Annotated in this window: 25 protein-coding genes and 1 tRNA gene; 13 read left to right on the plus strand and 13 right to left on the minus strand. The window is 69.9% G+C overall.

From position 1 onward, the window contains the following. Positions 1–83: 83 nt before the first annotated feature. Positions 84–770 (plus strand): helix-turn-helix domain-containing protein, encoded by a 687-nt coding sequence (locus tag QFZ21_RS14410; protein ID WP_307378913.1) that lies wholly within the window; start codon positions 84–86, stop codon positions 768–770. Positions 771–1,040: 270 nt separating this feature from the next. Continuing rightward, the gene (locus QFZ21_RS14415; protein WP_307378915.1) at positions 1,041–1,298 is read left to right on the plus strand and encodes a hypothetical protein; all 258 of its coding nucleotides are present in this window, start codon (positions 1,041–1,043) and stop codon (positions 1,296–1,298) included. Between the two features lie 38 nt (positions 1,299–1,336). Here the strand turns inward: QFZ21_RS14415 and QFZ21_RS14420 are convergent. From QFZ21_RS14420 to pdhA, 4 genes are all read right to left on the minus strand, one after another. Continuing rightward, positions 1,337–1,410, minus strand: a tRNA-Gly gene (locus QFZ21_RS14420). Between the two features lie 82 nt (positions 1,411–1,492). Continuing rightward, complete coding sequence (locus QFZ21_RS14425) at positions 1,493–2,755, minus strand: dihydrolipoamide acetyltransferase family protein (protein WP_307378917.1); 1,263 nt, start codon at positions 2,753–2,755, stop codon at positions 1,493–1,495. A 12-nt stretch (positions 2,756–2,767) separates the two neighbouring features. Further along, positions 2,768–3,763, minus strand: coding sequence for an alpha-ketoacid dehydrogenase subunit beta (locus QFZ21_RS14430; RefSeq protein ID WP_307378919.1), 996 nt, complete (start codon positions 3,761–3,763; stop codon positions 2,768–2,770). Further along, the gene (pdhA, locus tag QFZ21_RS14435) at positions 3,760–4,884 is read right to left on the minus strand and encodes a pyruvate dehydrogenase (acetyl-transferring) E1 component subunit alpha (protein ID WP_307378920.1); all 1,125 of its coding nucleotides are present in this window, start codon (positions 4,882–4,884) and stop codon (positions 3,760–3,762) included. The genes QFZ21_RS14430 and pdhA overlap by 4 nt, the downstream gene beginning before the upstream one ends. A 131-nt stretch (positions 4,885–5,015) precedes the next feature. On the opposite strand from pdhA, the gene QFZ21_RS14440 reads away from it, so the two are divergent. From QFZ21_RS14440 to QFZ21_RS14450, 3 genes are read left to right on the plus strand one after another with little or no spacing between them, the layout of a single operon-like run. Further along, a complete protein-coding gene (locus QFZ21_RS14440) occupies positions 5,016–5,630 on the plus strand; it encodes a TetR/AcrR family transcriptional regulator (protein WP_307378922.1) in 615 nt (204 codons plus the stop codon). Positions 5,631–5,639: 9 nt separating this feature from the next. Next, a complete protein-coding gene (gene dcd, locus QFZ21_RS14445; RefSeq protein WP_307378924.1) occupies positions 5,640–6,245 on the plus strand; it encodes a dCTP deaminase in 606 nt (201 codons plus the stop codon). A 1-nt stretch (position 6,246) separates the two neighbouring features. Beyond that, entirely contained in the window at positions 6,247–6,774 is a 528-nt protein-coding gene (locus tag QFZ21_RS14450) for a hypothetical protein (RefSeq protein WP_307378926.1), read from the plus strand. Here the strand turns inward: QFZ21_RS14450 and QFZ21_RS14455 are convergent. After that, positions 6,758–7,696 (minus strand): alpha/beta fold hydrolase, encoded by a 939-nt coding sequence (locus tag QFZ21_RS14455; RefSeq protein ID WP_307378928.1) that lies wholly within the window; start codon positions 7,694–7,696, stop codon positions 6,758–6,760. The two genes, QFZ21_RS14450 and QFZ21_RS14455, sit on opposite strands and share 17 nt — an antisense overlap. 73 nt (positions 7,697–7,769) lie before the next feature. On the opposite strand from QFZ21_RS14455, the gene QFZ21_RS14460 reads away from it, so the two are divergent. Then, positions 7,770–8,417: a TetR/AcrR family transcriptional regulator gene (locus QFZ21_RS14460; protein ID WP_307378929.1), complete on the plus strand. Its 648-nt coding sequence runs from the start codon at positions 7,770–7,772 to the stop codon at positions 8,415–8,417. 106 nt (positions 8,418–8,523) lie between these two features. On the opposite strand, the gene QFZ21_RS14465 is transcribed toward QFZ21_RS14460, so the two are convergent. Continuing rightward, complete coding sequence (locus QFZ21_RS14465) at positions 8,524–9,333, minus strand: hypothetical protein (RefSeq protein ID WP_307378930.1); 810 nt, start codon at positions 9,331–9,333, stop codon at positions 8,524–8,526. A gap of 103 nt (positions 9,334–9,436) precedes the next feature. Between QFZ21_RS14465 and QFZ21_RS14470 the strand changes: the two genes are divergently transcribed. Continuing rightward, positions 9,437–10,003: a MarR family winged helix-turn-helix transcriptional regulator gene (locus tag QFZ21_RS14470; protein WP_307378932.1), complete on the plus strand. Its 567-nt coding sequence runs from the start codon at positions 9,437–9,439 to the stop codon at positions 10,001–10,003. Positions 10,004–10,010: 7 nt separating this feature from the next. On the opposite strand, the gene QFZ21_RS14475 is transcribed toward QFZ21_RS14470, so the two are convergent. The 3 genes from QFZ21_RS14475 to QFZ21_RS14485 form a co-directional block, all read right to left on the minus strand. Next, the gene (locus QFZ21_RS14475) at positions 10,011–10,928 is read right to left on the minus strand and encodes a cation diffusion facilitator family transporter (protein WP_307378934.1); all 918 of its coding nucleotides are present in this window, start codon (positions 10,926–10,928) and stop codon (positions 10,011–10,013) included. Between the two features lie 19 nt (positions 10,929–10,947). Next, positions 10,948–12,354 carry an MFS transporter gene (locus QFZ21_RS14480; protein ID WP_307378935.1) on the minus strand — a complete coding sequence of 469 codons (1,407 nt, stop codon included), beginning with the start codon at positions 12,352–12,354 and terminating at the stop codon, positions 10,948–10,950. Between the two features lie 143 nt (positions 12,355–12,497). Then, on the minus strand, positions 12,498–13,394 hold the full coding sequence (locus tag QFZ21_RS14485; RefSeq protein ID WP_307378936.1) for an Lrp/AsnC family transcriptional regulator: 897 nt from the start codon (positions 13,392–13,394) through the stop codon (positions 12,498–12,500). Between the two features lie 223 nt (positions 13,395–13,617). Between QFZ21_RS14485 and QFZ21_RS14490 the strand changes: the two genes are divergently transcribed. The 4 genes from QFZ21_RS14490 to speB are packed head-to-tail and all read left to right on the plus strand — an operon-like array spanning position 13,618 to position 19,176. Continuing rightward, positions 13,618–14,955 carry an MFS transporter gene (locus tag QFZ21_RS14490; RefSeq protein WP_307378938.1) on the plus strand — a complete coding sequence of 446 codons (1,338 nt, stop codon included), beginning with the start codon at positions 13,618–13,620 and terminating at the stop codon, positions 14,953–14,955. After that, positions 14,952–16,619 carry an amidohydrolase gene (locus QFZ21_RS14495; protein ID WP_307378940.1) on the plus strand — a complete coding sequence of 556 codons (1,668 nt, stop codon included), beginning with the start codon at positions 14,952–14,954 and terminating at the stop codon, positions 16,617–16,619. The genes QFZ21_RS14490 and QFZ21_RS14495 overlap by 4 nt, the downstream gene beginning before the upstream one ends. Continuing rightward, positions 16,612–18,222, plus strand: coding sequence for a thiamine pyrophosphate-binding protein (locus tag QFZ21_RS14500; RefSeq protein ID WP_307378941.1), 1,611 nt, complete (start codon positions 16,612–16,614; stop codon positions 18,220–18,222). The genes QFZ21_RS14495 and QFZ21_RS14500 overlap by 8 nt, the downstream gene beginning before the upstream one ends. Positions 18,223–18,225: 3 nt before the next feature. Then, positions 18,226–19,176, plus strand: coding sequence for an agmatinase (gene speB / locus QFZ21_RS14505; protein WP_307378942.1), 951 nt, complete (start codon positions 18,226–18,228; stop codon positions 19,174–19,176). 137 nt (positions 19,177–19,313) lie between these two features. On the opposite strand, the gene QFZ21_RS14510 is transcribed toward speB, so the two are convergent. Beyond that, positions 19,314–20,159 carry a serine protein kinase RIO gene (locus QFZ21_RS14510; RefSeq protein WP_307378943.1) on the minus strand — a complete coding sequence of 282 codons (846 nt, stop codon included), beginning with the start codon at positions 20,157–20,159 and terminating at the stop codon, positions 19,314–19,316. 327 nt (positions 20,160–20,486) lie between these two features. Between QFZ21_RS14510 and QFZ21_RS14515 the strand changes: the two genes are divergently transcribed. Next, positions 20,487–21,677, plus strand: a complete 1,191-nt coding sequence (locus QFZ21_RS14515) for an MFS transporter (RefSeq protein WP_307378945.1) — start codon at positions 20,487–20,489, stop codon at positions 21,675–21,677. Here QFZ21_RS14515 and QFZ21_RS14520 read toward each other — a convergent pair. Continuing rightward, entirely contained in the window at positions 21,667–22,188 is a 522-nt protein-coding gene (locus QFZ21_RS14520) for a 2'-5' RNA ligase family protein (protein WP_307378946.1), read from the minus strand. The genes QFZ21_RS14515 and QFZ21_RS14520 overlap by 11 nt on opposite strands. Positions 22,189–22,351: 163 nt before the next feature. Beyond that, positions 22,352–23,263: a helix-turn-helix domain-containing protein gene (locus tag QFZ21_RS14525; protein WP_307378948.1), complete on the minus strand. Its 912-nt coding sequence runs from the start codon at positions 23,261–23,263 to the stop codon at positions 22,352–22,354. Between the two features lie 157 nt (positions 23,264–23,420). Between QFZ21_RS14525 and QFZ21_RS14530 the strand changes: the two genes are divergently transcribed. Then, on the plus strand, positions 23,421–23,882 hold the full coding sequence (locus tag QFZ21_RS14530; RefSeq protein WP_307378950.1) for a DUF3817 domain-containing protein: 462 nt from the start codon (positions 23,421–23,423) through the stop codon (positions 23,880–23,882). 15 nt (positions 23,883–23,897) lie between these two features. Here QFZ21_RS14530 and QFZ21_RS14535 read toward each other — a convergent pair whose 3' ends face one another. Then, positions 23,898–24,572, minus strand: a complete 675-nt coding sequence (locus QFZ21_RS14535) for a hypothetical protein (RefSeq protein ID WP_307378951.1) — start codon at positions 24,570–24,572, stop codon at positions 23,898–23,900. Between the last annotated feature and the right edge of the window lie 4 nt (positions 24,573–24,576).

A 24,576-nucleotide genomic window follows, 5' to 3' on the forward strand; every position in this document is an offset into this window, starting at 1 on the left:
GGGTTCGCGCGAGCGCGCGCAAGCCGGAGAGCCGTTCGAGTGATGGATTGACAGTATTATTGTCCTAAAGCAATAATACTGTCATGGTCAAGCTCAGCGTTCCGCAGACTGCCGAACAACTCGGGGTGTCGCAGCAGCGTGTGCGCGCGATGATCGCCGCCGGACAGATCGACGCCGAACGTGTGGCGGGTCGCTGGTTCGTCGAAGCTGCCAGTCTCTCGATGGGACGGCGGCGGCCGGGGCAGCCGTACAGTTCGCGCATCGCGTGGGCGCTCATCGGCGTGGCGGAGGGCGAGCAGCCCTCTCTCTTGTCGCAGTCGGAGCGTTCTCGAGTTCGTTCGCGCTGGCGGAAGCTGATCGAGGATCCCCATGCGGTGGCGTCACTGCCGACTCTCCTGTCCCGCCGTGGTCGCCGGATGCGGTTGTCCGCGCCCGAACCCCTGGGACTGCTCGATGATCCACGCTTCGTCCGTTCGGGCAGAAGCGACACGCGATCGGGCGTGGCCGTCCGCGGCTATGCCGAGGGGTACCTCAGCGAGCGAGACCTGAGCGCTTTCGAAGTCGAGCACTTCCTGGTGCCCGCAGAAGGACTGGAGAACGTGTTGCTGCGGGTCGTCCCGGAGCGCGTCAGTGCACCGATGGTCAACTCCACAGCGCCGTGGCTCGCGGTCACCGCTGACCTCGCCGACGCGGGAGCCCGAGAGCGGCAGCAGGCGCAAGCCTTGTGGGATGGGCAGATCTCCCGAATGGATGCCGGCGACCATGCCTGACATCGTCGTGTTGCCACCCATGACCTCGGCGCAAGAAGCGGGTTCGTGCCGGTCTTCAGTGCTGACAATGTGCAACACAGATGGGTGCGCGGAGATGCTGTCATCGACGTCCTGATTCCCCGTCATCTCGGACTTCGCGCCTCTCGACGCCGCGGTGCGCTCGGTGGGCGAACCATCGAGACTCCTGGCGCACAGAAGGTACTCAATCGGACCGAGAAGATCGCTGTCCGCGCGGGCGACCGCGAGAGCGACGTGCTCCGTCCGAGCCTGGTGGGCGCCATCATCGGCAAGGCTGCCGCTTTCACCGTCATGCTCGATCGGGACCGCGACAGGCACCTCGGGGATCTCGTCGTGCTCGCCAGTCTGCTGCGCTCGTCGGATCTGCGCGGCGCTTCTCTCGATACACGCGAGCGCGCGCTCGTGATCAACGCTGTCGGCGCGGCCCGTGCGAACCCTGCGGCATGGGCATATGTGGCAAACGGTTCGGAGGCTCTCTCGAGGGCCTTGCTACTCACGCGGCGCTCGTGATGACACTGCATCGCGCAGAGGTCGAAGCGTTGATCAGGTGGAGGGGCTGACGGGAATCGAACCCGCGCTATCTGCTTGGGAAGCAGAAGTTCTGCCATTGAACTACAGCCCCGTACCCGCTCGAGGAGCAGGTGCACGCAAGCCTACCCGCCCGCCGCCCGATGGCAAAAGCACGTCGGGCGGCGGGGGATGGCTCAGGCGATGGTGTCCAGCGGATGCTCGAGCAGCTCGGTGAGCCGCGCGAGGAACCGCGCGGCGAGGGCTCCGTCGATGATGCGGTGGTCGGCGGAGAGCGTGTACCGCATGCGGTGCCGCACCTCCACCGTGCCGTCGACCACGGTCGGCTCGGCGCGGGCGGCCCCGACCGCGAGGATCGCGCCCTCCGGCGGGTTGATGATCGCAGTGAACTGCTCGACCCCGAACATGCCCAGGTTGCTGATCGTGAACGTGCCGCCGGACATGTCGTCCGGCGTGAGGCTGCGCTCCTTTGCACGTGTCGCGAGATCGCGGACCTCGCCGGCGATCTGCGAGGCGGGCTTCGCGTCGGCATCCGAGATCACGGGCACGACGAGTCCGGCATCCGAGGCGATCGCGACGCCGATGTTCACCCGCCCATGCTGGAGCGTCTCGCCGCGACCCTCGGGCGAGTACGAGGCGTTCACACCCGGAAAGGCGCGGAGCGCGATCGCGCACGCACGGACCACCAGGTCGTTCACGCTGATCCGCGGACGATCGGACGCGTCGAGCCGGGCGTTGAGCTGCGCGCGCAGCGCGAGGAGGTCGTCGACCATCGCCCCGGACGTCACCATGAAGTGCGGGATGCTCGCCGCACTCTCGGTGAGGCGTCGACTGATCACCTGCCGGGTCTTGTCGAACGGCACGGCGGTCGACTCCCGACGGTCGCCAGGGCCCGATCGCGGCGCGCGCTCCGCGGCGCTCTTGTCGGAATCGGATGCTGCGCCCTGGGGTGTCTCGTCCTGCGACGCGACCTGCTCCAGGTCGGCGCGGATGATCCGTCCGCCCGGGCCGGAACCCGCGATCTGTGTCAGGTCGATCGCGTGCTCCTTGGCGAGTCGGCGCACCAGGGGTGTGGCGAGTGTGCGCGCTTCGGGTTCCACCCGTCGCTCTGCGGGAGCGCGCTCCTCGTCGGCCGGCAATGTGTCCGGCCCGGCCGGCGACGCCTCTGGCTCGGCCGCGACCTCCGCCGCGGGTGTCGACGGCTTCCCGTCATCGAGGTGCGCGATGACCATGCCGATCGTGGCCTGGTCGCCCTCCGGCACCAGGATGTCCTTCAGGATCCCGGCCTCGTAGGCCTCGTATTCCATGGTGGCCTTGTCGGTCTCGATCTCGACGAGGATGTCGCCGATCGCGACCGGGTCGCCGGGCTTCTTGTGCCAGGCGGCGATCGCCCCCTCTTCCATGGTGTCGGAGAGGCGGGGCATGAGGATGTCGATCATCGGAAGGTCCTTCTACGCGCGGTGGTCGACGGCGGCGAGGGTCTGCCGGATGGCGGCGACCACGTCGTCGGATGAGGGGAGCGCCGCGGTCTCCAGCGGCTTGGAGTAGGGGAGCGGCACCTCGGCCATGGCGACGCGACGGACTGGAGCATCCAGCCAGTCGAACGCGCCGTCCGAGATCGTCGCGGCGATCTCGGCGCCGATGCCGTACGTGAGCCAGTCGTCCTCGAGCACGACGGCGCAGTGCGTCTTCCGCACGGAGGCGACGACCGTCTCGCGGTCGAGCGGGCGGAGGCTCCGGAGGTCGACGACTTCGACCGAGATGCCGTCGCTCGCGGCCAGACGCTCCGCGACCTCGAGGGCCACGGCCGCCATCCGCGAGTAGGCGACGACCGTGATGTCGGCGCCTTCTCTGGTGACCGCGGCGCGGCCGATCTCGGCGGGGGTGTCGTCGTCGGGCACCTCGCCCTTCGTGTTGTACAGCGCCAGGTTCTCGAGGAAGAGCACGGGGTCGTCGTCGCGGATCGCCGCGAGCAGCAGGGCTTTGGCGTCGGCCGGGCTCGAGGGTGCGACGACCTTCATGCCCGGCACGAATGCGTAGTACAGCTCGATGTTCTGCGAGTGCGTCGCGCCGAGCTGCTGCCCGCCGCCGCCGGGGGTGCGGATGACGAGCGGCACGCGCGCCTGGCCGCCGAACATGCCGTAGATCTTGGCGGCATGGTTCACGATCTGGTCGAGCGCGAGCAGCGAGAAGTTGATGGTCATGATCTCGACGACGGGTCGAAGACCGAGCATGGCGGCGCCGATCGCGGCACCGGTGAAGCCCTCCTCGGCTATGGGGGTGTCGCGTACCCGCTTCTCGCCGAACTCCTCGAGCAGCCCCGCGGTGATCTTGTAGGAGCCTTCGAAGACGCCGATCTCCTCGCCGAGCAGCAGCACGTCGGAGTCGCGCTGCATCTCCGCGCGCAGAGTGTCGTGCAGGGCCTGGCGGTAGGACATGATGCTCATGCGGATGCTCCGTTCGGGGCGAAGGGTGCGGTGGGCGCGGAGGCGAAGGGTGCGGGGTCGAACAGCGGCTCCCCGGGGAGGCGCCGCGAGTCGTTCGGCACCGGCGTGGCGTAGGTGTAGTCGAAGAGGGTGTCGACCGACGGGTGCGGGCTGGCCTCGGCGAACGCGACGGCGGCGGCCACGGCATCCATCGCCTCCGCGTCGATCTCGGCGATCATCGCGTCGGTGAGAATCCCCTGGCCCGCCAGGCGGGCGGCGAAGGCCGCGACGGGATCGGCGGCCTTGAGCGCTTCGGCCTCCTCCCGCGTGCGGTACTTGGCGGGGTCGACGACCGAGTGGCCTTTCAGCCGTTCGCTGACCGTCTCCAGCAGGAACGGCTTGCCCGCCCGCGCCGACGACAGCGCGGCGGCGGCAGCCTCGCGCACGGCGACCGGGTCGTTGCCGTCGACGCGGGCCGACGCCATCCGGTACGACGCCGCGCGCTTGTAGAGCTCCGGTTCGCCGGAGGCCTTCTCGACGGTCGTGCCCATGCCGAGCCCGTTGTTGACGACCACGTAGACGATCGGGAGGTCCCAGAGCGCGGCGATGTTGAGCGATTCGTGGAAGGCGCCGATGTTCGTGGTGCCGTCGCCCATCACGCAGACGACGGCCTCGGTCCCCGCGCGGTAGTCGATCGCGAGTGCGGCGCCGGTGGCGAGTGGAACCTGCCCGCCCACGATGCCGTAGCCGCCGAGCAGCCGGGCCTCGAGGTCGAACAGGTGCATCGAGCCGCCCCATCCCTTCGAGACGCCGTCGCGGCGGCCGTAGAGCTCCGCCATGATGCGCCCGGGATCGATGCCGCGGCCGATCGCGTAGCCGTGCTCGCGGTAGTTCGTGAACAGGTAGTCGGTCGGCTCCATCGCCGCCATGAGGCCGGTGACCGTGGCCTCCTCGCCGAGGTTCAGGTGGCAGTAGCCGCCGATCTCGGCCTGCGTATAGGCGCGTGCTGCGCGCTCCTCGAATCGACGGATCAGCACCATCTGGCGGTAGAAGTCGAGGAGGTCGCCGGACGCGGTCTCGATCGGTTCTGGGGTGGACGGGGCGGTGGTGCGCTTCCGGGGCGCTGATGTGCGCGCGGCCATTCGGAACTCCTCTCGCCGTGCTCGGGTGGAGCACGCTGCGGGTCGATCGGGCATCGGGTAATAATGACACGATACCGTCTCATTATAGAATGGGAGCCGCTGCGGATCACGCAGCGTGATGCGGAGGGATCATGACGGCCACGTCACCGAGCACGCCGCGCAAGCGCGGGCGTCCGACGGCTGCGGAACAGGCAGAGCGTCAGGATCAGATCCTGGATGCCGCCACGGCGCTGTTCGTCGCGCGCGGGCTCGGTCAGGTGACGATCGACGAGATCGCCGCCGCGGCACAGGTCACGAAGCGCACGATCTACACCTACTTCGGTGACAAGGCGGAGGTGTTCACCGCCGTGATCGAGCGGTTCCGAGGCCGTGCGCTCTCGGAACAGGATGCCGAGCATACGAGCCTGCTCGATGTCGCGGCGCATCTGGTGCTCGTGCTGCACGCCGACGACGCCGTCGGCATGCATCGGCTCATGATCGGCGAATCCGCGCAGTTCCCCGAGCTCGCGGCAGCCTTCTACTCCAGCGGTCCGCAGGGATACATCGCGAGCCTGGAGACGTATCTCGACGGTCGAGCAGCGTCGGCCGAGGCGCTCTTCGGGCTCCTGCTCGGCGAGGCGCACCGTCGTCGGCTGCTCGGTCTCGACCCGGCGCCGACCGAAGCGGCGGCACGGGCTCACGCGCAGAGTGTTCTCGAGGTCTTCAGGCTCGAGGGGGACGGGACCGCGAGCGAGCGCCCGCACTAGGCTGAACCCGTGCTTCTCAGCGATCGCGACATCAGGGCAGAACTCGCATCCGGCCGCGTCGGCCTCGACCCGCACGAGCCGGAGATGATCCAGCCGTCGAGCATCGACGTGCGCCTCGACCGGTACTTCCGGCTGTTCGACAACCACAAGTATCCGTTCATCGATCCCGCGGAGGATCAGCCGGAGCTCACGCGTCTCATCGAGGTGAAGCCGGATGAGCCCTTCATCCTGCACCCCGGGGAGTTCGCGCTCGGAGCGACGTTCGAGCAGGTCAGTCTTCCCGACGACGTCGCCGCCCGGCTCGAGGGCAAGTCATCACTCGGACGCCTGGGACTGATCACCCACTCCACCGCCGGCTTCATCGACCCCGGCTTCACCGGCCACGTCACCCTCGAGCTGGCGAATGTCGCGACCCTGCCGATCAAGCTCTGGCCCGGGATGAAGATCGGGCAACTGTGCTTCTTCCGGCTCACCTCGCCGGCGGAGACCCCGTACGGATCGGGCCCGTACGGCAACCGGTACCAGGGGCAGCGGGGGCCGACGGCATCCCGCTCCTTCCAGAATTTCCACAAGACGGACGTCGGCATCACCGACGTCGGAGCAGTCGGAGGCTGAGATGAGCGACGTCAGCGGCACCAACCCGGACCCGCCGGTCACCCCGGATGAGCCGGAGATCGCGCCCGCCGACGTCGTGATCCCTGCCTACCCGGACGCGCCTGTCACCTCGGAAGAACCGGAGATCGCGCCCGCCGACGTCGTGATCCCTCCGCCTCCGCCCGAGATCCCGATCCCGGAGGGCCTGCTGAACCCGCCGCCCTCGGAGATCCCGGTCGCGGATGCGGTCATCCCGCCTCCGCCACCCGAGACGCTGCGCCGCTCCGACCGGCCGCGCCCGACCCCCGCCATCCTCGAAGGCGACCAGCCGGCCGCCGCCGCCGACGACTGGTCGCAGCCGTCCGTCGCTCCCGAGGTTCCGACGTCCGGCGGCTACCGCGGACTCACGGTCGCGATCTTCGCCTTCCTGTTCGCGCTGCTCGTCGTCGCGATCGTGCTGCTCGCCTATCTCCTGGGCACCGGACGGTATCCGTTCTTCGTCTTCGACGACGCGGCCGCGCTGTCGGTCGTGCTCACGCCGCTGTTCTGACGTCGGCCTTGCCGTCCGGCGCGCTCTCCGCGGGCCGGGTCGGCGGGGTCGTGCCGAGCCGGTCGACGGCCGCGGGGCCGCCGGTCACCATTGCGACGACGGCGTCGAGCGTGGCATCCGCCGACAGCACGCGGGTGTGACCGAAGCCGTCGGTGCGCAGCAGGCGGGAGCGCTCGCCGTGGGCGGCATGGAGGCGCAGCGAGTCGGCATCCGGCATCCGCTGATCGGCGCGATCGTGCACGACCAGCAGTGCGGTGCCGGCGGGGAGCGGATGCTGCGCCGCGTCGTACCGCGCCTGCGCCGTGGTCTCATCGATGCCGAGCCGGCGGTGGAACCGCGCCGTGAGGTTCTCGGCGGTGGCGCGGTCGAGCCGGAACTCGCGGGCGAACTCGCCGAGGAAGGCGGCGGGCCCCGCGGCTCCGGCGATCACCGTGACGGCCGGAGTCGGAACGGTCGAGCGAGCGGCCGCCAGCGCGGCGAGGGCGCCGAACGAGTGGCCGACGATCATCGCGAACGGCCCGTGGATGGCCTGCAGCTGTTCGGCGAGCATCGCCCAGTCGCGGACGTCGGTGCGGCGTCCCTTCGAGACTCCGTGCGCGGGAGCGTCGAACGAGACCACGCGGTAGCCCTCGTAGACGAGTTCGCGCACCAGCGGGGCGAACTGCGAGGCGCGGCCCCGCCAGCCGTGCAGGAGCAGCACGGTCTTCGGGCCGGACCCCCACTCGTAGCCGGTGATCTCGATGCCGCGGACCGTCAGGCTCCGGTGCCGAGCCTCGCTGTGCGTCGTGGCATCCCACTCCCGCACCCGCATACGCGGACCGGGCGCGAAGAACGCGCGGTACGAGAGGTAGCCGGCGAGCGAGGGGGAAAGGCGGGCGGTGGTGAGGATGCTGCGGCCGACCAGTGCGGGCAGGGATGGCATGGGAACTCCTTCGCCGAAAGAATACGAACGATCATACGTATAGTAGGCGAACGATCGTTCGTATACTAGAGGGATGTCGGATACCGCGGTCGTGGACGGGCGAAGGGCGCGAGGGGATGCTTCGCGCCGCGTGGTGCTGCAGAGCGCGACGGACCTGGCGTCGGTCGACGGACTCGACGGCCTGACCATCGGGCGGCTCTCCGAGGCGTCGGGTTACAGCAAGAGCAGCATTGCGACGCTCTTCCAGAGCAAGGAGGGGCTGCAGCTCGCGACGGTCGCGGCCGCCCGGGAGATCTTCGTGGCGCAGATCGTCGAGCCGGCGAGGCAGCAGCCGCGCGGTGCGCGCCGGCTGGCGGCACTCATGCGCAACGGGCTGATCTACTCGCGGGACCGCGTGTTCAGCGGCGGATGCTTCTTCGCGGCGACCGCGGCCGACGTCGACTCGAAGCCCGGGACGGTGAGCGATGCCGTACGAGCCGGGTTGGCGGACTGGTATGCCTATGTCGGAGTGCAGATCGGCTACGCGGTCGAGGCCGGCGAGCTCGAGGTCGACGACATCGAGGTGCTGGCCTTCGAGCTCATCGCGCTCGACGATCAGGCGAACTCGCGCTCGCTGCTGATGCGCGACGATCGACCGTACGCGCTCGCCGCCGCGGCCATGCGGGGTCGGCTGCGCGCCGCGGGTGCCGATGAGGAGACGATCGCGCTGCTGGAGCTGTGAGGATCCTTCGTCTTTTCGCTTCGCTCCTCACTCAGGAGCTGGAACGCACGACGAAACGCCCCACCTGACGTGATGTCGGGTGGGGCGTCTCGCGTTGTGTCGAGTGTCAGGCGTCGCGACCGCGGGTGAACCCGGCGTCGAAGCCGCGCTCGTACGCGTGCTGCGCGTGACGCGCGGCGCGGTGCGGGCCGTGACCGCGGTGGCCGTGGTCGTCGTGGCCGTGGTCGCCGCGGCCGTGCTCGCCGTCCGCGTGGCGGCAGTCGCCGTCGCGCTCGTCGGCGTCAGGGCCGAAGCCGTGACCCGGGCCGAAACCGGGGCCGAAGCCGCGACCCGGACCGAAGCCGCGACCCGGACCGAAGCCGCGACCCGGACCGAAGCCGCGACCGAACGGCCGGCCGAAGCGGCGCGGGAAGCCGTCGCCTTCGCCGCGCTCGCCGAAGCCGCGCTCGCCGCGCTCGCCGAATCCGTGTCCGCGCCGGTGTCCGCGGGGGAGAGGTGTCTCCTCGTCCCAGCCGAAGGCGCGGGCGATCTTCTCGAGGGAGGCGAGGGTGGTGGCCATCTCCTCCTCGGAGACCGCGTCGGTCACCTTGGCGCGGATGCCGTCGACGATGGCGCCGAGGCGTTCCTTCGCGGCACGGCCTTCGTCGGTGAGCGTCCAGCCGTCGCCGTCGGCGGCGATCCAGCCGCGCTCGACGAGGCGGTGCAGCTTCGGGCCGTGCAGCTTGTGGCCGTGGAGCTGACGGTGCGCCGGGACGGTGCCGTCGATGATGTTGAGGATCCGCCAGTCGCGGCGGCTGGCGTGCTCGTTCTCGAAGGCGCGAGCGAAGTCGGCAGCCATCAGGCGGTCGGCGGCCTTCAGCCAGTAGCCGAAGGGGCGGGAGGTGTGGTCTGTGGTGTCAGTGTCAGAGGTGTTCACGGAGTGTCCTTAGATGTCAGAGTGCATGTGGTTGTCACATGTCATGTATATGTAGTGTGACATGCAGTGCGGATGCATGTCAAGTCGCATGTAAAATCGAATCGTGACCTCCGAGACGAACGACCCCGCCGAAGCCATCGCCCAGGCCCTGTCCCGACTGCGCGGTCGACGTCTCGGCGGCGGCCCGGGCGGGCGCGGCCATGGCGGCCCCCACGGCTGGCCCGGCGGCCCGCACGGCGGGGGAGATCACGGCGACCACGGCGAGCACGGCCCGTTCGGGCAGCGCGGCCGTCCCGGCATGCCCCCGTGGATGGCCGACCCGTCTGGTCGCATCGCGGGTCCGGCGCGCATGCGGATGCTCGAGGCGCTCGCCGCGGCATCCGCTCCTCTCAGCGTCAGCGCGCTGGGGGAGGCGATCGGCGTCGATCAGCCGCGCGCGTCGAGGCTCGTGCAGCAGGGGGTCGAACGGGGCTTCGTGCGTCGCGAGGCCGACCCCGACGACGCGCGCCGCACGCGCATCGCCCTCACCGACGAGGGACGCCGAGTCGCGCGCGGCATGCGCGGGGAGCGCCGAGAGATGCTCGCCGGAGCCCTGGCTGCGTTCACCGAGGACGAGCGGGCCGAGCTCGCCCGGCTGCTGAACAAGCTCGCCGACAACTGGCAGCGCTGACCGCCGTCTACGCCCCGGCGAACTCCAGCGACGGCTCGTCGTCGACCGACAGTGACAGCACCACCGTCTCGACCGCGTCGTGCGCCTCGATGCGCCGCTCGACATCGCGCAGCGACCGCGCCACATCGTGCTCCTGCGCGTCGCCGGCGAGGTCGATCTCGGCGACGATGAAGAGTCGGTTCGGTCCGACGTACTCGATGTGCAGGTAGGTGACACGCTCGATCTGCGGCAGCGCGAGCAGTGCGGTGCCGACGCGCGCCCGCAGCTTCGGCGCCGCCGTCGCGCCGACGAGGAACGCGATGTTCCGCCGGATCAGGATGATCGCGACCACGCCGAGCAGCACGCCGACGAGGATGGAGCCGACGGCATCCCACGCGGCGACGCCGGTGATCTGGTGCAGGAAGATCGCGCCGCCCGCGAGCACCAGGCCGATCAGCGCGGCGGAGTCCTCGAAGAACACGGCGCGCAGGGTCGTGTCGCTGGTCTCGAGCACGAAGTCCCACGTCGACGATCCGCGCTCCTTCGCCAGACGCCGCGACTTCAGCATCGCCTGGGTGAACGACGCTCCCTCGAGCACGAACGAGACGCCCAGCACGATGTACGCGATCGTCGGGCTCTCGACCGGTCCGGTCTCGCCGAGCTCCTGGATGCCGTGCATGATCGACACGATCGACCCGGCCGTGAAGATCCCGAAGGCGGCGATGAGCGACCAGACGAACGCGTTGCGTCCGTAGCCGAGCGGATGCCGGGCGTCCTTCGTCTGCGCGCCTCGGCGGTCGGCGATGAGCAGGAAGATCTCGTTGCCGGCATCCGCCCACGAATGCGCGGCCTCGGCGACCATGGATGCCGACGAGGTGATGATCGCCGCGATCGTCTTGGCGACCGCGACCAGGATGTTGGCGACGAAGGCGAGGATCACGGTCACGCGGTCAGGTTACTCCCGATCAGCGCGGCGCCTTCACGGGGAGGAGCAGCAGGAATCCGGCGATCAGGACGATCACGATGCCGAGGATGCCGAATGCGGTCTGGCTGGTCAGCACGATGAGCACCGTCCAGGCGCCCGACGCCATCCAGCTCGCGGCGCGGCCGGTCGTCGCGTACAGGCCGAAGATCTCGCCCTCGCGGCCCGCCGGGGTGACCCGGGCGAGGAACGAGCGGGCGGCGGCCTGCGCCGGACCCACGAACGCGCAGAGGATGAGCCCGCCGATCCAGAAGACCATCGTCCCGCCGTCGCGCAGGAAGAAGACCGCGAGGCCGGCGACCACCATCGAGCCGATCGAGGCGAGGATGATGCGCTTCGGCCCGACCCGGTCGTCGAGTCGACCGGCGAGGATGGTGGAGACACCGGCGATGAGGTTGGCCGCGATGCCGAACACGATGATGTCCTGCGTGCCGAACTTGAACACGGCCGTGCCGATGATCGCCCCGAAGGCGAAGACCCCGCCGAGCCCGTCGCGGAACACGGCGCTCGACAGCAGGTACCAGAACGTCGGACGGGTCTCGGGGTCGCGGTAGAGACCGGCGACGTCCTTCACCAGCAGCACGTATGACTGGAAGAAGCCGACTTTGCGCTCGGGACGCCCGAGGGACGGCTCGGGCACGTTCAGGAAGATCGGGATGCTGAAGATGATGGTCCAGACGGCGCATCCGACCGCGATCAGGCGGTACGCGAGGCCGTTGTCGGTCGACATTCCGAACCAGTCGAACGTGTCGAGGACGACGACGATCACCAGGGCGAGGATGCCGCCGATGTAGCCGAAGCCCCAGCCGAGACCGGAGATGCGGCCGACGTTCTTCGGGTTCGCGATGCCGATGAGCATCGCGTTGGAGTTCACGGCGGCGATCTCCCCGAACACGGATCCGGCGGAGATCAGCGCCACGCCGAGCCAGAACAGCGTCGGCGTCGGTTCGACGAACCACAGGCCGAGCATGCAGATCACCAGGGCGCCGGTGCCGATGCCGAGCCAGAGCTTCTGGCGGCCCGCGGCATCCGCTCGCTGGCCGAGCACGGGAGCGAGCAGCAGGATGCCGAAGGCGGCGATCGTGGAACCCAGGCCCAGCCCCGAGGCGAGGTCGGCCTCGGCGGCCATGCGTGCGGGGTCCGACGGGTCGAGCGCGGCGATGTCGGCGGGGAGGAAGCCCTCGCCCACCAGGTACAGCGCCGTGAACACGAACGTGAGGATCACCGTGTTGAAGGGCTGCGTCGCCCAGTCCCACAGCGCCCACGAGTAGACCTGCTTCTTCGGGGCGGGGGTCTCGCCACGCAGGTCGAGGCCGATCACTCCGACGGCCCCGCTGTTCGCGGTCGCCACGGGCTCGGGCACACCGGGACGCGAGTCAGGTTCGCTCATGCTCGAAGTCTGGCGCTGCCCGGTGAACGGGCGGTGACGGCGCGCCGCACGTGGATGCCGAAGCCGAAAGACCCGCTCCGGTCGCAATATGTCAGCGATCCTGTCCGGTTATCGCTGACATATTGCGACCGGAGCTGAGTGGATCAGTCCGTCCGGAGTGGCCGCAGCGTGCGGGCGTAGTCCTCCTTCAGCACGGCCAGGTGCAGCCACGCCTCGATGCGCGTGACGCCGGGGAGCGCCCGCAGCCGCTCGAGGCTCGCGTACAGCGCACCGGCCGACGGTTCGACGAGCGTCGCGACCGCATCGAACCGACCGAGCGTGCGCGCGGCGAAGTCGACGCCGCGTCCCCTCCGCAGCTCCGCGATCACGGCCTCGTCGTCGTCGCCGAGCGTCATGCCGACCCCCATCGACAGCTGCCGGTGCGCGAGCCCGCGGGCCTCGACGGCGCTGATCTTGATGACGCCCGCGTCGATGAGCCGCTGCACCCGGGTCGCCACCGCCGAGGGCGACAGCCGCACCTCTTCCCCGAGCGCGCGGAAGCTCTTGCGTCCGTCGGCCTGCAGCTGCTCGATCAGCGCCTCGTCGATCCTGTCGAGCGTCACCCCGCCCCGGTACTCCGAGACGAAGAAGCCCTTGATCACGGTCGAGTAGATGATCGTGCTGATGTCGAGCACGCCGCTGATGGCACGGATCTGCGCGAGCAGGTCATGCAGCTCCGACATCGACCCGACGCGGATCTCGGTGACGACGTCGTGCGCCCCGCCGACCGCCGAGACGAGCACCGTCTCGTCGAGGTCGCGCAGGTGCTCGGCGACGAGCTCGACGGTGCCGTCGGTGCGGATCGAGACATGGGCGAGCACGTGCTGCCCGAGGAACACCGGATCGACGGCGGCCACGACCCGCACGGTGCGGTCGTCGAGCATCGCCTTCAGCCGGCCGGCGACAGCAGCGCGCGATTGCCCGAGTCTCATCGAGAGGGAGCGGATGCTGGCGCGTCCGTCCTCTTGCAGAGCTCGGATGAGTTCGGCGTCGAAATCCATGGGCCTCCGTCCGATCCGTCGATTTCCCGGGAAGGCTCACCGTGGGCGACAGATCTCCAGCCTAGGAGGTCTTCGGGAAGACGGGAAGACCACAACTGCACAGCGGACAAACCAATACTCCAGTGAATGCTCTCTTCCGCTGGAGTTCTGCCCTTGCCCGCGGGGCCGCACGGTCGTAGCATCCTCCGGTACCCGACATCTTCCGCAAAGGAGCGGCACACCCATGACTTCCCCCACCACCAAAGGCACGCACAGCCGTGCGCGTCGCGCCGGCATCGCCGCCTTCGTCGGCACCACGATCGAGTGGTACGACTTCTACGTCTACGCGACCGCGGCCGCCCTCGTCTTCGGTCCACTGTTCTTCCCCTCCGGCGACCGCCTCGCCGAGACCGCCGCGGCGTTCGCCACCTTCGCCGTCGCGTTCCTCGTCCGCCCGCTCGGCGGCATCATCTTCGGCCACATCGGCGACAAGCTCGGCCGCCGCACCTCGCTCGTGATCACCCTGCTGCTGATGGGCGCCGCCACCGTGCTCGTCGGCTGCCTGCCGACGTACGAGAACATCGGCATCGTCGCCCCGATCCTGCTGATCCTGCTCCGCGCGATCCAGGGCCTCGCGGTCGGCGGCGAGTGGGGCGGCGCGGTGCTGATGAGCGTCGAGCACGCACCTGAGAAGTCGAAGACGTTCTACGGCGGCTTCACGCAGCTCGGCAACCCGGCCGGCGCCCTGCTCGCCTCGGGCATCTTCGCGATCATGACGCGCATGGGTGACGACTTCATCATCGACGGCGGCTGGCGCATCCCGTTCCTGCTCTCGATCGTGCTGGTCGGCGTCGGGTTCTGGGTGCGCTATCGGGTCGAGGAGACCCCGGTCTTCGAGTCCAAGGTCGAGGGCCGCAAGCAGTCGATGCCGCTGGCCTACGCCCTGCGCACGAACTGGAAGCCGATCCTCCTGGGTATCGGCATCCTCCCGATCTCGACCGGTGGCTACTACCTGGCGACGACGTTCGTCACCGCCTACGCCACCGGGGAGCCGATCTCGGTCAGCGAGCAGGTCATCCTCGACGCGATGACGATCGCCTCGTTCGTGGAGTTCGTCGTGACGCTGCCGGTCGCCTGGCTGGGCGACAAGTGGGGCCGGAAGAACGTGATGTACATCGGTCTCGCCACCTCGGTGCTCACCTTCGTGCCGTTCCTGCTGATCATGCCCGGACGCGTCGAACCGCTGATCTTCCTCTTCGCCTCGCTGGTGCGCATCGCACTGAGCGCGACCTACGCCCCGATCGCGGCGCTGCTCGCGCAGATGTTCCGCCCGCAGGCGCGGTACACCTCCCTCGCTCTGACGTACGGCGTCGGCGCGGCGATCTGGGCCGGATTCTCGCCCTGGTTCGCGACGCAGCTCATCGCCTGGACGGGCAGCATCTGGTCCGTCATCGCGATGTTCATCGGCATGGCCGTGATCGCGGGCATCTGCACGAAGCTCGCGCCGCAGCATTCGGACGAGGCGCCGGTCACCGCATCGTTCACCGCCCGCACCGACACGACCGCGAACAGGCTCCCATGAGAAAGCTCACTCCCTTCGACCGTTCGGCCCAGCAGACGCCTCGGCTGGTCATCGCTCGCGCGATCCACACGGCGGATGCTGCGGCCACCACCGCCACGGCGATGCTGACCGACCGGGGTCGGATCGTCGCGATCGGCAGCGTCGACGAGTGCGAGGCCGCCGCCCACCGTGCCGGCCTCGCACCCGAACGGGTCGACCTCGGCGACGCGGTCGTCGTCCCCGGCTTCGTCGACGCGCACGCCCACCCGCTGATGTACGGGCAGCTGATGACGTGGGTCGACTGCGGGCCCGAGAAGGCCGGCAGCATCCCGGAGATCGTCGCGCTGCTGCAGGCCGCCGCGGCCGAGACGCCCGAGGGGCGGCCGGTGCGCGGCTACGGCTACGAGCAGCGCAACCTCGCCGAGAAGCGGCATCCGTCCCGGTTCGAACTCGACGAGGTCGCCACAGACCGCGAGGTGTATCTGATGAACGCCTCCGGCCACGGCGGCGTCGTCAACTCGCACACGGTCTCGGTGAACGGCGTCGACCGCGACACCCCGAACCCCGACGGCGGCGAGTTCTTCCGCGACGCCGACGGCGAGCTGACGGGAGAGCTGTCGGATGCCGCGTGCAACATCCTCACCGGCGTGCACGGCGTGAAGATCGGCCACCACGGCCCGAACTTCCACCTCGCCGACGAGCCCGAGGAGCACCTTCGCCAGCTGGATGCCGCCACACAGCGCTTTCTCGCGGGCGGGGTCACCTCGATCGGCGACTGCCAGGTCACGCGCCGCGAGTTCGACATGTACCTGCGTCTCGCCGAGGCCGGGCGCCTCGAGCTGCGCGTCTCGATGTACCTGCTGTCGCACCTGCTCGACGAGGCGCTCGAGATGGGGCTCGTCGGCCAGTTCGGCAACGCCCACCTCAGCTTTGCCGGCATCAAGCTCTACGCCGACGGCACGCTCGGCGGCTGGACCGCGTACTTCCCCGACGGCTACGTGGGCGACCCGTGCCGCACGGGTCAGCTCTACCACGAGCCCGCCGAGTACACGGCGCTGATCAGCAAGGCGCACGCCGCGGGCCTCCAGACCGCGACCCACGCGCAGTCGCCGACCGCGATCGAGATGGTTGTCTCGGCGATCGAGGCCGCGCTCGCCGAGCGTCCGGACGCCGACGCCCGACACCGCATCGAGCACTGCGGCCTGCCGACTCCCGAGCAGATCGAGCGGATGGCCGCCGCCGGCATCCGTCCGGTGAACCAGACGCAGCACTACTTCAACTGGGGCGAAGGCGTCGAAGAGGCCATCGGCACGCCGGGCGAGCGCTTCAACCCGCTCGGCGAGTTCGAGCGCGCCGGCGTGCCGTTCACGATCTCGTCGGATGCTCCGGTCGCCGAGCCCATCCCGCTCGAGGCCATCCAGACCGCGGTCACCCGCGTCACGCGTCGCGGGCACAAGCTCGGACCCGACGACCTGCGGGTCTCCGCGCTCGCCGCGCTCCGCGCCCACACGATCGAGGGCGCGATCTCGATCGGCCGCGAAGACGACCTGGGCTCGCTCGAGGTCGGCAAGTACGCCGACTTCGCCGTGTTGTCGGATGACCCGCTGGCGGTCGCCGCCGAGGACATCGCGGCGATCTCCGTGCGCGAGACCTGGGTCGACGGGGAGCGTCGCCATCGTGCCTGATCTCGCCGACGACTTCACCGACACCGCGGGCCGCGCGGTGCTCGAGACCATCCGCGCCTATGGTGTGACCGCGATCTTCGGCATCCCCGGCACGCACAACCTCGAGCTGTACCGACCACTCGCCGATCTCGGCATCCGCGCGGTGACGAACCGCCACGAGCAGGGCTCGGGGTACGGCGCCGACGGTTGGGCGCAGCAGACCGGGCTGCCGGGTGTCGTCATCACGACGTCGGGTCCGGGGCTGCAGAACGCGATGAGTGCCATCGGCACCGCGTTCTGCGAGTCGCGTCCGCTGATCGTGCTGTCGCCGGGAGTGCCGCGCGGCGCGGAGTTCGCCGACGTCGGCACCCTGCACGAGACGAAGGATGCCACGGCCATGGTCGGCGCGATCGCCGAGTGGTCGCGCCGCGTGCAGTCCGCGGCCGAAGCCGTCGAGGCCGTGCACGACGCCTTCACGCTCTTCCGAACCGGTCGCCCGCGGCCCGTGCATATCGAGATCCCCCTCGATGTTCTCGAAGCCCCCGCCGATGTGCCGGCCGAGGCACGTCGATCGCGGGCGGTGCCGGCCCGAGTTTCGGGCGACGCTGACGCGCTGGCGGAGGCCGCGCGCCTGCTGACGGGTGCGCGCACCCCGGTGATCGTCGCTGGCGGCGGAGCGACGGATGCCGCGCACGAGGTCACTTCCCTTGCTGAGCGCCTGGGTGCTCCCGTGCTCACGACGCTCAACGGCAAGGGTGTGGTCGACGAGCGGCATCCGCTCTCCCTCGGCTCGAACCTGCGTCTCGCGGCTGCGCGCGCCGTCGCGGAAGACGCCGACGTGCTGCTCGTGATCGGGTCGAAGCTGGGCGAGGCCGAACTCTGGGCGCCGCGGCTGGAGGCGCGCGGTGCGGTGATCCGCATCGACATCTCGCCGTCGCAGCGCGACAAGAACCTGGCGGCGACCGTCGGGATCACCGGCGATGCCGCGGCCGTCGGCGAGGCGCTGCTCGCGGCTCTCCCCACCGAGATCCGCTCGCCGCGCGACCTGGCTGCGGAGCGCATCGCGATCGCCACCGAGATGCGCGAGACCGCACCGGATGCCGTCGCTCTCGCCGAGCTCATCGTCGAGGCCCTGCCCGACGACGCGATCGTCGCGGGCGACTCCTCGCAGATCGTGTACCTGGCGCTGGGCAGTGTGCTGCAGGCGCAGCATCCGCACTCCCTGCTCTACACGCCGACCTACGCGACCCTCGGTTACGGCCTGCCCGCCGCGATCGGCGCACGCGTCGCGAGCGCCTCGCATCCGGTCGTCACGGTGATCGGCGACGGCGCGCTCATGTTCTGCGTGAACGAGATCGTGACCGCGGTCGAGCAGCGCCTCGACGTCACCATCGTGTGCGTCGACAATGGCGGGTACGCCGAGATCCGGCAGAACGAGGTCGATCGCGGGATGACGCCCGTGGGTGTCGACCTCGTGCAGCCCGACTGGGCAGCATTGGCCACCGCGTTCGGGGCCACCGGCCGCCGCGTCGACCGCCGCGAAGACATCGTGCCGAGCATCCGGGAAGCGATCGCCGAAGGCGGCGTGCAGCTCGTCCACATCCCCGCCGGAAGACAGGACTGACACATGACCGAGAACATCGGACCCATCGACGCCTCCGTGAACCCCCGGTACTCGGGCATCGCGACGTTCGCGCGCCTGCCGCGCATCGAAGACGTGCCTCGTGCTGACATCGCCGTCGTCGGCATCCCCTTCGACTCCGGCGTGAGCTACCGGCCGGGCACGCGCTTCGGCCCGTCGCACGTGCGTGAGTCGTCGCGCCTGCTTCGTCCGTACAACCCGGCGCAGGATGTCTCGCCCTTCGCGATCGCGCAGGTGGTGGATGCCGGTGACATCCCGGTCAACCCGTTCGACCTGACCGAGGCGGTGTCCGAGGTCGAGAGCGCCGCGATCGCGCTCGGCGAGCAGGTGCAGCGCATCGTCACGATCGGCGGCGACCACACGGTCGCGCTTCCGCTGCTGCGCGCCGTCGCGGCGAAGCACGGCCCGGTCGCGGTGCTGCATTTCGACGCGCACCTCGACACCTGGGACACGTACTTCGGCGCCCCGATCACCCACGGCACGCCGTTCCGCCGGGCGAGTGAGGAAGGGCTGATCGACCTCACCGCGAGCTGCCACGTCGGCACCCGCGGGCCGCTCTACTCGAAGCAGGATCTCGAGGACGACGAGCGTCTCGGCTTCTCGATCGTGTCGAGCGAGTACATCGAGGAGCACGGCGTCGAGGCTGCGATCGCGCGGATCCTGCAGCGCATCGGCGACAAGCCGCTGTACGTCTCGATCGACATCGACGTGCTCGACCCCGCGCACGCCCCCGGCACCGGCACCCCCGAGGCCGGTGGGCTCACGAGCCGCGAGCTGCTGCGCATCCTCCGCGCGCTCGGGTCGCAGAACATCGTCGGCGCCGACGTCGTCGAGGTCTCGCCCGCGTACGACCACGCGCAGATCACCGGCATTGCCGCGAGCCACGTGGTCTACGAGCTCGTCAGCCTGCTGGCCGCGCAGGTCGCGCGGCCGTAGCGCCCGGCATCCGTCGTTCGGCAGGGCCCCCGCCCCTGCTCGGGAACCGCCCCCTCCTGCTCGGGTCGCGATATGTCACCCATTTCGGCCTCGGATGCCTGACATATCGCGACCGGAGCCTCACCCGGAACCCGTGCTCACGTATACGAGGCGGCCAGCAGCTCGGCGAAGAGCTCCTCGGCGTCGCACGCGACCCGCCGCCGCGTGAACCAGTCGCAGATATTGACGCAGTCGCGGTGCAGCAGGTCGAGGCCCTGCGGGTTCGCGATGATGTCGACGATCTGCGGCAGGTCGATCACCCGCACGCGCCCCTCGTGCACGAGCAGGTTGTACGCCGACAGGTCGCCGTGCGCGAACCCGGCGGCGGCGAAGATCCGCATGATGTCGACGATCTGCTCGTAGAACCCGGCGAGCTCGGCACGGTCGCTGCGCACCTGGGCGAGCCGCGGCGCGGCCGTCCCGTCGGCATCACCGAGGAACTCCATCAGCACCTCGGTGCCGTTGACCTGCACCGGGTAGGGCACGGGTGCGCCCAGCTCCCACATGCGGCAGAGCGCCTCGAACTCCGCGAACGACCACTGGGCGGCGGCGACCTCACGGCCGTGGCTCGACTTCTTGGCGAGTGCTCGGGTGTCGCGGGTGTTCCGCGTGCTGCGGCCCTCGGTGTAGACCGCTGAGCGGTGGAAGCTGCTGTGCTCGGCAGACCGGTAGCGCTTCGCCGCGAGCAGCGTGCGCTGCGCCGGGTCGTCGGGCACGGCACGCTCGAGCAGGAAGACGTCGGCCTCCTTGCCGGTCTTGAGGATGCCGAGCTCGGTGTCGAGCGCGCCGGCCGAGGTCACGACCCAGTCGGGCCAGGGTTCGGGGCCGCGTTCGGAGGGGGTGACGGCCGGCCAGGTGGACCAGCGCTGGTTCTCGCCGGGCTCGACGTCGGCGAAGAAGAGTTCTGTGTCGAAAGGGGAGGAGGCGTTGCGAGGATCAGACAAGATGTGGCTCCGGAAGAGGAGGCCACGCCAGGGATCAGGAGCGGGTGGCCTCGAAGGGAAGGTGGTCGGCGGTGAGCGCGACAAAGACGGTGTTCATGCCTTCAGCTCCTTCCGCTCGGCCTTCCGGGTGCATCCCGGTGCGCCGTCGAGCCTAGGCCCCTCCGCCGCCCGCGTCCACCCTTCCTTCCGCTCCCGTGGCAGTTGCTGCGGGTTCGAAGCCGAAATGGCCGCAGAAACTGCCACGGGAACGAAAGCGCTCGGACGAATGGTCGGATGCGGCGGACGACCGGTCGGGCACCGGCATCCGGATGCTGCGAAAGTGGAACCATGACCACGACAGCGCCCATCCCGACGACCGCGTCCGCTCGACCAGGGCGGATGCCGTACGGCGGACTCATCGTGGTGATGATGATGAGCTTCCTGCTGGTCACGGCCGAGTTCCTCCCCAACGGCGTCCTCACCGAGATGGCAGCGGAGCTGGGTGTCACACCCGGCCAGGCCGGGCAGACCGTCACCGTGACCGCGCTCGTCGGGCTGATCATCGCACCGACGATCGGACTGATCTTCCCGCGGCTCGACCGGCGCTCGCTGCTCGTATGGATGGCGCTCGCCGCCGCGGTGTCGAACCTGATCGTGGCGATCGCGCCGAACCTCATCATCATCCTGCTCGCCCGTTTCCTGCTGGGCGCCGCGATCAGTGCCTTCTGGTCGATGTCGATCACGGTCGCCGCCCGCATCGCCGGTCCTGAGCGGCTCGGACGCGCGGTCATGTTCACGGCGGCGGGCACCTCGCTCGCCACCGTCGCGGGTGTGCCGCTCGGTGTCATGCTCAGCGAACTCGTCGACTGGCGAGTCGTGTTCGCGATCGCCGGGGTGGTCACGGGTCTGCTCGCGATCGCGTTGCGCGCGCTGCTTCCCTCGGTGCCCGCCGCGCAGGCGTCGAGCCTCCGGCTGCTGGTCGACACGCTCCGGCGGCCCGGCATCAGCCTCGGCATGGTCGGCCACGTGCTGATCGTGCTCGGCCACTTCCTCGCCTACACGTACGTGCGTCTCGCGCTGGAGCGCATCCCGGATGTCGACGCCTCGACGATCGTCGTGCTGCTGGCTCTGTTCGGCGCCGGCGGACTCATCGGCAACCTCGTGATCGGCCTGGTGATCGACCGCACGTTCAGGTTCTTCGCCGTGTTCGCCCCGGCTGTCATCGCCGTGGCCGTCGCCGCGATGATCCTGCTCTCCGGCACCGTTCTCGGCATCGGCATCGTGGTGTTCGTCTGGGGCCTGTTCTTCGCGTCCTGGCTGATCGTCGTGAACACCTGGGTCGGGCACCGGATGCCGGACCGGCTCGAGGCCGGCGGAAGTCTCGTCGTCGTGGGCTTCCAGGGAGCGATCATGATCGCCGCGGGTGTCGGAGGCTTCCTCGTCGACTCGCTGAGCATCGAGCTCGTCTACGCGGTGGGCGTCGTCGCCCTGGTGATCGGGGCCGTCCTGTTCGGCGCCTCCAACCGCATCAAGGCCTGACGGGTCCGAGCGGGAGCTCGGCGCGGCGCCGCCAGATTCCGTCGGGCTGCCGCGTGAGTACGGCGAGTGCGTCGACGGATGCCGCGAACGGCAGCTCAGGCGTGAGCGATGCGGCTATCCGCTGATGCAGCGCCACGGTCGCTGCGCCCGGTTCCGCTCGGGCGATCGTGAGGTGGGGGACGGGATCCGCGAACGCGCCGCCGTAGAGGGGCGACTCGGGGAATTCGCGGCCGAGCTTCTTCATGAGGTTGCGGATCGGCTGGTCGGGGTCCGGGCGCAGGTAGACGGCCCCGGCTTCGAACATCTCGACGCTCGTGAACGAGACCTCGAAGGCGGGGGTCTCCGAAGCGACGTCCTCGAGCCTCTGCAGATCGGCGTCGGTGACGGCATCCATCCACGGATACATCACCGTGATGTGCGGAGGAACCCCCGGCTCATGGGTGCCCTGCCACCACGGCGCGATCAGCCGGGTGAGCTCCGGACGGAACAGCAGGTCGACGGCGCTCGGCATCGCCCGAACCTATCACCGGCGGTGTCGTCTGGGCTCTCCCCGGGCACGGCTTCGGAGGTCGGGGCCGACACCCCGTGGCTGCGACGGCTCGCTCGGCGTGTCTCGCCGTGGCTCCGCAGTTGTGCCCGCGGACGCCGGGAGGGGGCGGATGCCGCGCGGGCGGCTACGCCGGGACGGGGGTGCGGTGGGCGAGGCGCCACGACGACGGCGTCATGCCGGTGCGGCGGCGGAACGCCCGGCTGAACCCCTCGTCGGAGGCGTAGCCCAGCTCGCGCGAGATCTCGGAGACCGGTCGCCCGGCGTCCAGCATCCGCTTCGCCGCATCCACGCGCACCTCGGTGACGTAGTCGGCCGGGGAGCGCCCGATGACGCTGCGGAACCGCTCGGCGAAGGTCGACCGCGACATGGCACCGACGTTCGCGAGGCGTTCCACCGACCAGTCGCGGCCGGGCTCGTCATGGATCGCCTCGACGACGCGGTCGAGGAAGGGGTCGTTCGAGAGCGACGGCCAGCCCACCGGGGCGCAGCCGTTCTCTGCCCAGGCACGGATGACCGACAGCAGCACGGTCGTCGCCATCATGCGGCAGATGACCGGATCGCCCTGACGTGAGGGGCAGGTGTTCGGGTCGACGAGGCCCATGTTCTCGGCCAGCGCCGCCGCGGCCGGCTCGAGCGCGTCGAAGCCGGTGACCGTGATGACATCGGGGAGCACGGCTCGCAGCTGCGACGCGGCATCCGCGAACTCGAGGTCGACGACCATCAGGCTCGTCGCGCCCTCGGCCTCGAGCGCGAAGGGCGACTCTCCGAGTGTGAGGAGGGCATCGCCGGCGACGAGGCGGTCGCGGTGACCGTCGGGATCAATCGTGAGGCGCTGGGAACCGCGATCGACGTCGAGCCGGCAGCCGTCACCGAGCGGCGGGTGCCCGTGCACGCTGCCCTCCGAGATGTACACGAGGGTCAGAGCGCCCGGGGCCAGAGGCAGGAGTGCGCCGGGGGCGAGGGTCAGGCGTCGTGCCACGCCGACGCGCAGATCGACGGCGCCGAGCAGCTGCGAGAGCGCGTTCGCATCGACCATCACCATGCCTCCGGCAACGTCGCAGCATGACCCGGTATTCCAGACTCCGTTTCGAATCGCGCAACTGGGGTCCTGCGTGCCCTGGAATCCCCCATTCGCGCGATTCGAAACAGCTGGGCGCCCGGATACCCTGGAAGGACGCCACCCGAGGAGTCCCGTGTTCCGCACCCCCGACCGCCTGTTCCGAGTTCTCGCGATCGCGGAGGCGATCACCTGGACGATCCTGATCTCCGCGATCATCGCCCGAGCGGTCGGCGCCCCCGGCGTGCTCGTGACCGTGGGCGGCGGCATCCACGGTTTCGTCTTCCTCGCCTACGCCGCGACGGCCGTGCTCGTCGCCGTGAACCAGCGGTGGCATCCGGGCGTGGGCGTGCTCGCCGTCGCGAGTGCGATCGTTCCCTACGCCACCATCCCGACCGAGATCTGGCTGCACCACACCGGCCGCCTCGACGGGGCATGGCGCCTCGACGCGACCGACGACCCGCGCGATCGCCGGTGGTACGACCGGCTGATGCGCTGGTTCCTTCGGCGGCCGTGGGTGCTCGCCGCGCTGCTCGTGGTCGGCATCGTCGCGCTCTACGTCATCCTGCTGCTGGTCGGTCCTCCCGGCGGTAAGTGAGCCCGTCACGCCGACCTACGGCGTGACGATGACCGCGTTCGCCTCGTTCACGAGGTCGAGCGTCGCCGTGGCATCCGCTCCTGTGCAATCCACAATGACGTACAGGCCGACGCCGGTCTGCGTGAAGGCGCGCGCGGCGATCAGCCACGAGCGTTCGTCCTCTTCGCCGACGACCTGTCGGGTCTCGACGCCGCCGGCTCCGCCGACGAGGTAGCTGAACTCCCCGGTCGTCGCGAGACCCGTCACGTCTTCCGTGGGCGAGTCCAGGAGCACGCCGAGGATCGCGTCCGACGAGGCGCTGTCGTCGCCGGCGACGACGGGCACGTCGGAGGTGCGGCCCTGCCAGAACTGCGCGGTGCAGGTGTCGTCGAGCGTGCCGTAGGTCCAGCCGCCGTTGCCGTCGTCGGGCGAGACCGACTTCCAGGCCTCGTCGGTCAGGAATCCGTCGCCCCATTCGATGTAGGCGGTGCTCTCGAGCTCCAGCCCCTCGGCGAAGGTGAGGGTCGACCCTGCGGACGGCTCCTCGGACGGCTCCTCGCTGGGTTCCGGGTCCGGCGACGACGGCCCTCCGGTGGACTGGCCCACCGGGATCTGGGCGTACAGGCATCCGCTCAGCGGGAGCACGGCGACCGCCACGACGGCCGCAGCGGCGAGACGGAGCAACGGGGCGACCTGCGGTGTGCGCGTCATGCCG

This window comes from Microbacterium sp. W4I20 (assembly GCF_030816505.1).
Classification (GTDB): Bacteria; Actinomycetota; Actinomycetes; order Actinomycetales; family Microbacteriaceae; genus Microbacterium.